The organism is Streptomyces sp. NPDC048483 (assembly GCF_040651455.1).
Taxonomy (GTDB): Bacteria; Actinomycetota; Actinomycetes; order Streptomycetales; family Streptomycetaceae; genus Streptomyces.
Window position 1 is genome coordinate 1 of the sequence record NZ_JBEZJZ010000242.1, and the last position, 2,737, is coordinate 2,737.

At 69.2% G+C, this 2,737-nt stretch carries 3 protein-coding genes and 1 pseudogene; 2 read left to right on the top strand and 2 right to left on the bottom strand.

Annotated features, from left to right (window positions below; translation table 11 throughout):
• Positions 1-66: 66 nt before the first annotated feature.
• On the bottom strand, positions 67-234 hold the full coding sequence (locus AB0D04_RS42525; RefSeq protein ID WP_362712846.1) for a hypothetical protein: 168 nt from the start codon (positions 232-234) through the stop codon (positions 67-69).
• Positions 235-369: 135 nt separating this feature from the next.
• Between AB0D04_RS42525 and AB0D04_RS42530 the strand changes: the two genes are divergently transcribed.
• Positions 370-543 (top strand): hypothetical protein, encoded by a 174-nt coding sequence (locus AB0D04_RS42530; protein WP_362712848.1) that lies wholly within the window; start codon positions 370-372, stop codon positions 541-543.
• 220 nt (positions 544-763) lie between these two features.
• A pseudogene (locus AB0D04_RS42535) lies at positions 764-1,160 on the top strand (IS1380 family transposase); the annotation flags it as partial.
• A gap of 34 nt (positions 1,161-1,194) precedes the next feature.
• Here the strand turns inward: AB0D04_RS42535 and AB0D04_RS42540 are convergent.
• The gene (locus AB0D04_RS42540; protein ID WP_362712850.1) at positions 1,195-2,433 is read right to left on the bottom strand and encodes a PP2C family protein-serine/threonine phosphatase; all 1,239 of its coding nucleotides are present in this window, start codon (positions 2,431-2,433) and stop codon (positions 1,195-1,197) included.
• Between the last annotated feature and the right edge of the window lie 304 nt (positions 2,434-2,737).

The window sequence follows — 2,737 nt, forward strand, 5'->3', positions numbered from 1 at the left end:
CGCGCTGCTGCCCTTCAGCGACATGGCCACCGTGCGGGAGCTCGCCGGAGTCCGAGCGGCTCGGAGTCACCCCACTCTGCGATAGGTGAGCGTGAGGTCGTGCTCCCACTCGCCCTCGTCGAAGCGGACCTCCCAGGCCCCGGTGATGGTGTTCGCGTCCTCGCTGAACGTGCCGGTGAAGCGCTGCCGGAAGTCCAGCGGGGTGAAGTGGGGCGACTCCCGCGTGCGGTCCACACCCCGTCGGCGAAGGTCATCGCGTACAGGCACGCCACACCGCGGGAGTCGAAGTAGTGCTGGGTGTACGTACCGGTCCCGGGATCAGTACGTACGACCATGAGGCCGTCGGGCGCCTCGGGAACCGGGATCTCCGTGCGCTGCACCAGAACCTGTCCGTCCAGCGCCCATTCGAACCAGCTGCGGGCCTTCGGGCAGCCCTTCTCCGGGGCGGGCGGCGACGGGCTGGTCGCCGGGGAACCGAGCGTCCAGTGCCCACTCACCGACGAGGACATCGAGGCGCGCCGGCTGATCCCTGCTCACCCTTAACCGGGTTAAGAACCTCGGGGCCGGAGCCTGCGGCCGCCGCCCCAGCGTTCTGCGGAGGGATCGGCACTGTCGGCGGTTCGCCGGCGGACTCGTTCGATTCCTTGACCCTGCGCTTTCGGGGACGGCTTAACCTCGCCGTTTCGGTTGCGGCGGGTCCAGGTGGTGGCCCAGAACGCGAAAGTGCCTTCTGAACTGGGACGATGAACCTTGTCGAGGGGTTCTGTCGTACCAAGCGGAAGGCACTTTCTGCGTGCAGGCCATCGGTTCGCGTCCCAAGGTCTATGTCAGTGCTGACGGTTCGGGGGGCATGCCTGGGCACGGCTGCTGGCGGATCTCACCGAGGCGACCGGGCTGACAGGCGCGTACTCCATCGCGCTCGGCCCGCTGCGGCCACGTGGCACCGGTCATGACCCGGGTCGCATCGCCACCGATCTCGCGGGCTCGCCGACGGCGGCGAGACGATCACGGACCTGGCCGTGCCGCGCGACCAGGGCGAGGCGTTCGGCCCGGTGGCCGCCACGCCCACGGCCTGGCGGCTGCTCGCCGGCATCGACGACGTCGTACTGGCCCAGCTGCGGTCGGCCCGCGCCGCCGCGCGGGAGACGGCCTGGCTGCAGGCAGCCGGCCGTCCCGCGCGCGAGTGCTGTCCCCTTATCGGGAGCTCTGGTGGTCGTCCGTGGCGCCGCGCCACTCGACCAGGAGGAGAGTTGCATCGTCGGTGGTGATTCCGCCCCGTTCCCGCATGAGGGTGTGGGAGAGGGAGCGGACCACCGTCCGCACTTCGGTCCCGGTGCGCGCGATGCGGTCCACCCAGTCGATGAGCTGTTCTTCGCCGAACTCCTCCCCGCCGGTTTTGTGCTCCTCGATCAAGCCGTCCGTGAAGCACAGGACGCGGTCGCCCGGCTCCAGGGCCAGCTCGCTGATCCGGGGTTCCTGACCACCGAATCCGACCGGCAGGGTGGTCGGGCTGTGGAGCCGCCGGATGACGTGCTGCCCGCGGATGAGCAGGGGCGCGGGATGGCCCGCGTTGACCCACTGAAGGTGCCCGGTCGCGGTGTTGAGCCGCATCATCTGGGCGGTCACGAAGTGGTCGGGGCCGAACTGGCCGGCGATCGCCCGGTCCATGAACGCGTAGATCTCGGACAGCCCGATGCTGATGCGCCGGGCGTGCCGGTAGGCGCCGATGGCCACCGTGGCCATCGTGGCGGCGTCCAGACCGTGGCCCATCGCGTCGACCACGGCCACGTGCAGGATGTCGCCGTTGAGGGCGTAGTCGAAGCTGTCGCCCGCGACGTCGTATGCGGGCTCCAGCATCCCGGCCACCGCGACCCGGGGCACGGACATCGCCAGCGGTGGCAGGACCGACCACTGGATCTCCGCGGCGACGCTCATCGGTTCCCTGCGCCGGACCCGGAAGAACAGATCGGTGTAGCCGTGTTTGGTCACCAGCATGTCGGCCGCCAGAGCGGTGATTCTGCGCAGCAGCCGCCGGTCGTCGTCGTCGACGGCGTCCAGGGTGGCGGCCATGACGCCCACGTGGTCCCCGCCGTCCAGCAGAGGCAGGTAGACCCGCACACCGTCGGCCTGCTCCATCTCGACGCGACGCCCGTCCAGAAAGGCCCGGCCGGCGTCGGAATCGTCGATCGGCTGTGGCTCACCGGTCATCAGCCCCTCGCCGGGCACCGGCACCAGCAGCAGCTGTCCGTAGTCCTGCAAAAGGATCGCGATCTCGCGGCCGCCGAGCCGGCCCACCTGTTCCGCGATCAGCGGACCGAGCAGATGCGGCGGTGACTCGTGCCCCCGGTCCAGCAAGGTCCCCAGAAGCTGCTCCCCGAACGCTTCCGATCGGCCCGGGCCCCCTGTCCGGGGCCGGCGTTCAACTCCTGCCATCGCGGGCCCTTTGCCGGCAGCCTGTAGGGGTGGTGCCCGCGGTGGCGCGGGCCATGCGAGGTCGGACGTTCTCAGGAATTCCCTTGAAGGATGTGCGCACATGAACTCCCGGCATGGCAGTGATCGATGTGAGCAGCGTGCAACGGTTGTCGGATCTGTCTGATCCATTGCTCCGCAGGCGGCATGTCACGCGAGAAAACCGCGAGGGTTCTATCGTCAAGGTATGAGCGTGTTCATCAAGCTGGTGGAGAACCGGCCCCCCAAGGAATACGCGGAGCCGGCGGCTGCAGATATCTCCTACGAC

Bases quoted from the DNA above. Each gene is read 5' to 3' on its own strand.
- AB0D04_RS42540 (WP_362712850.1), bottom strand. From the start codon at position 2,433: ATGGCAGGAGTTGAACGCCGGCCCCGGACAGGGGGCCCGGGCCGATCG.